The sequence below is a fragment of the Cognatishimia sp. genome (assembly GCF_964229375.1).
In the GTDB taxonomy this organism is placed as follows: domain Bacteria; phylum Pseudomonadota; class Alphaproteobacteria; order Rhodobacterales; family Rhodobacteraceae; genus Cognatishimia.
The window spans coordinates 1-4014 of the sequence record NZ_CAXREH010000136.1 but is presented as its reverse complement, the minus strand read 5'-3'; the positions used below and the strand labels follow the sequence as shown (position 1 = coordinate 4014).

At 58.8% G+C, this 4014-nt stretch carries 6 protein-coding genes; all 6 read left to right on the top strand.

Annotated features, from left to right (window positions below; genetic code table 11):
* A partial coding sequence (locus ACEQWH_RS10390; protein WP_370230504.1) for a cbb3-type cytochrome c oxidase subunit I occupies positions 1 to 357 on the top strand: 357 nt, incomplete at its 5' end.
* 11 nt (positions 358 to 368) lie between these two features.
* Entirely contained in the window at positions 369 to 1094 is a 726-nt protein-coding gene (ccoO, locus tag ACEQWH_RS10385; protein ID WP_370230501.1) for a cytochrome-c oxidase, cbb3-type subunit II, read from the top strand.
* Positions 1095 to 1096: 2 nt separating this feature from the next.
* A complete protein-coding gene (locus tag ACEQWH_RS10380) occupies positions 1097 to 1321 on the top strand; it encodes a cbb3-type cytochrome c oxidase subunit 3 (protein WP_370230498.1) in 225 nt (74 codons plus the stop codon).
* A gap of 2 nt (positions 1322 to 1323) precedes the next feature.
* Positions 1324 to 2175 (top strand): cytochrome-c oxidase, cbb3-type subunit III, encoded by an 852-nt coding sequence (gene ccoP, locus ACEQWH_RS10375; protein WP_370230495.1) that lies wholly within the window; start codon positions 1324 to 1326, stop codon positions 2173 to 2175.
* 137 nt (positions 2176 to 2312) lie between these two features.
* Positions 2313 to 3725: a cytochrome c oxidase accessory protein CcoG gene (gene ccoG, locus ACEQWH_RS10370; protein ID WP_370230493.1), complete on the top strand. Its 1413-nt coding sequence runs from the start codon at positions 2313 to 2315 to the stop codon at positions 3723 to 3725.
* Positions 3722 to 4014 (top strand): FixH family protein (locus ACEQWH_RS10365; RefSeq protein ID WP_370230490.1); only part of this gene is annotated, 293 nt, incomplete at its 3' end. The genes ccoG and ACEQWH_RS10365, both read left to right, overlap by 4 nt.

The window sequence follows — 4014 nt, the reverse complement described above, 5'->3', positions numbered from 1 at the left end:
TGCCTCTATTTCCTGACCCCGAAACTATGGGGACGCGCCAAAATGTACTCGGAATCTGCCATCAACTGGCACTTCTGGCTCGCGACACTGGGCATCGTTCTTTACGCCGCCTCGATGTGGGTCACCGGTATCATGGAAGGCCTGATGTGGCGCGAAGTCGACAGCCAGGGGTTCCTCGTGAACAGCTTTGCCGACACCGTCAGCGCCAAGTTCCCAATGTACATTGTACGCGGCCTCGGAGGTGCTCTGTTCCTCGCCGGCAGCCTCATCATGTGCTGGAACATGTGGATGACAATCCGGGGGGCGCAGCCTGCGCATAAGCCGCTCCCGTCCAATGCCGCAATCCCCGCTGAATAAGGAGACCAAACGTGGCAATTCTTGATAGACACGCAATTCTGGAACGCAGTCCGACCCTGCTTTTGGTTTCCTCACTGCTGGTGGTCACTGTCGGTGGTCTGGTTGAAATCGCACCGCTGTTCTGGCTGGAAAACACCATCGAGGACGTGGAAGGTGTACGCCCCTATTCGCCGCTCGAGCTGGCAGGTCGGGACGTCTACATCCGCGAAGGATGTTACACCTGCCACAGCCAGATGATCCGCCCGATGCGGGACGAGGTCGAACGCTATGGTCACTATTCCCTGGCGGCCGAGAGCAAATACGACCACCCATTTCAATGGGGGTCTAAGCGTACCGGACCGGATCTGGCGAGGGTCGGAGGGCGCTATTCAGATCAATGGCATCTGGAACACCTGATTGACCCGCAATCGTTGGTGCCGGAAAGCGTCATGCCCAAATACGGCTTCCTGATGGACGCCCGTCTAGAGGGCGAAGACATCGGCGACCTGCTGGCCACCCACCGCTTTGTCGGTGTGCCCTATACCGACGAACAGATCGAGCTGGCGCAACAGGATTTCAAAGCCCAAGCCGATCCTGACGCGGATTGGGAAGAAACCCTGGAACGCTATCCGGGCGCGGTTGTCGGCAACTTTGACGGCCAGCCCTATGTAACCGAAATGGACGCGTTGATCGCCTATATGCAGGTGCTTGGTACCATGGTCGATTTCTCAACCTTCACCCCAGACGAGAGCCGCTGATCATGGATACCTATTCTCTACTTCGCGAATTCGCAGACAGCTGGGTTTTGCTGGCCATGTTCTCTTTCTTTGTCGGCGTGGGCATCTGGGCATTTTGGCCAAGCCTTGCCCAAGACCGCAAAGACGCCAGCATGATCCCCTTTCGCAACGAGGCGCCCGCAGTCTGTGCCCAAAACTGCGACGACTGTGCCTGCAAGGCGCTGGCGCAGACACTTAAAGAGGTGTGACCATGAGTGACAAACACGTCGATCAAACCACCGGAACGGAAACCACTGGTCATGAATGGGACGGCATCCGTGAATTGAACACGCCGCTGCCGCGATGGTGGCTGTGGACCTTCTATATCACCATCGTCTGGGGCGTCGGATATACCATCGCCTATCCCGCCTGGCCGATGATTTCCGGCGCAACCACGGGGCTGCTGGGCTATTCCACCCGCGCCGAAGTCGCCAAAGAGATCGAAGCGCACGAAGCCAAGAACGCAGATCTGGTGGCGCAATTGGTTGCCGCAGACCTTGAGGCTTTGACCCCCACAGACACGCTGCACAAGTATGCTGTGTCGCGGGGTGGGTCTGTGTTTTCGGCCCAATGCAGCCAGTGCCACGGCGCGGGCGCGCAAGGCGCGAATGGCATTCCGAACCTGCTGGACGATGACTGGCTTTGGGGCGGTAACATCGCTCAGATCGCTTATTCCGTCCGGCACGGCATTCGCAATGAAACCGACAGCGACGCGCGGTATTCGCAGATGCCCGCCTTTGGCGAGTTTCTGTCCGAGGCCGAGATCGAGGCGCTTGCGGACTTTATCCCAACGCTTGCTGCCCCTGATCCCGACAGCCCCGGAGCCGTATTGTTTGCTGACAATTGCGCAAGCTGCCACGGCGACACAGGCCTGGGTGACCGCGAACAGGGTGCGCCCAATCTGGCGGACGCAATCTGGCTTTATGGAAGCGACCGCGACAGCTTGATCGAAAGCATCGCAAAGGCCCGCTTCGGCGTCATGCCAGCCTGGGGCGAGCGTCTGAATGATGCCGATGTGCGCGCTGTCTCTGTGTACGTCCACAGTTTGGGAGGCGGCGAATAGCCCCCGCCTCTCTCGGGTGGCGCAAACCCCCTTGCATGCGTCACCCAAACCCTGCCTCACCAAGTTTGACCTAGATCAAAGCGACCGATCCGACTCGATGGCAAAAGATGCAGGTAACGTAAGGCCATCAAACCACCATGTCTGACAGCACCTCTCTCTATGCCGCCCGTGAACCGGTATTTCCCAAACGGGTCTCTGGCCGTTTTCGCACGTGGAAATGGGTGATCATGGTTGTGACCCTGGGCATCTATTATGTAACCCCTTGGATTCGCTGGGACCGTGGCCCCAACCTTCCCGATCAAGCCGTGCTGGTTGATCTGTCTGGCCGCCGGTTTTTCTTTTTCTGGATCGAGATCTGGCCACACGAATTTTACTTCGTGGCGGGCCTGTTGATCATGGCTGGCCTGGGCCTGTTTCTGGTGACATCCGCCATGGGTCGCGCGTGGTGTGGCTATGCCTGCCCGCAGACCGTGTGGACCGACCTGTTTGTTCTGGTCGAGCGCTGGATTGAAGGCGATCGCAATGCGCGGGTCAAACTGCACCATGCATCGTGGAGCCTACGAAAGCTGCGCCTGCGATTGGTGAAATGGACAAGTTGGCTGTTGATTGGCCTTGCGACAGGTGGCGCTTGGGTTTTCTATTTCACCGATGCCCCCAGCCTGTTGGCCGATTTGGTCACTCTGTCCGCGCATCCGGTCGCCTATAGCACTATCGCGATCCTGACAGCGACGACCTTTGTGTTCGGAGGCTTTGCGCGCGAGCAGATCTGTATCTATGCCTGCCCATGGCCGCGAATTCAGGCTGCGATGATGGACACAGACACGCTGACCGTCGGCTATCGGGATTGGCGCGGCGAGCCACGCGGCAAGAAGCGCGATGCGGGTGCCGGTGATTGCGTCGACTGTATGGCCTGCGTCAACGTGTGCCCGATGGGGATCGACATCCGCGATGGTCAGCAGATGGAGTGCATTACGTGCGCCCTGTGTATCGACGCCTGCGACGACGTGATGGGAAAACTGGGGCGCGAGCGGGGGCTGATCGACTATTTGTCGCTGGCAGACGAGCCTGCGGAACGGGCAGGCGCCAAACCAAAGGCCATCTGGCAACACGTCCTGCGCCCGCGCACGGTTCTTTACACATCGCTTTGGTCATTGATGGGGGTCGCTCTGGTCTATGGGCTCTTCATCCGGACCGACCTTGAAATCACAGCAAGCCCGGTGCGCAATCCGATCTATGTGCTGCAATCCAACGGAGATGTGCGCAACATCTACGACCTTCGGATCCGCAACAAGTCGGCCGAGGATCGCGTCTTTCGCCTGAGCCTGACCAGCGACGATATTCTGCGCTTGGATATCGAGGGCATAACCGGCCGCCAGCATGTGACCGTGCCCGCAGATTCCATTCAGGTGCAAAGGGTCTATGTGACGGCGCGCGACCAGGATCCAGCGGCGCATTCAGGGCGCACCGACCTGCGGTTCTGGGCCGAAGACATCAGCTCTGACAGCCGCGTATCCAGCCGAATGACAACTTTCCACGGAAGAGACCAATGACCCGAGAACTAAAAGGCCGGCATGTGGCCGCCATCTTTGTGAGTGCATTTTCCATCATCATCGCGGTGAACCTGACGCTGGCTGTCAACGCGGTCAAAACCTTTCCGGGACTCGAAGTTAAGAACTCCTATGTGGCCAGCCAAAGCTTTGATGCTGACCGCAGTGCGCAGGAGGCACTGGGATGGGAGGTGTCTGCGCATCTTGAGGAGGGTGAGCTTGTCCTGTCGATCAGGGAGGACGACAGGGCAATCTCACCAGAAATCGTCACCGCCACCTTTGGGCGGGCCAC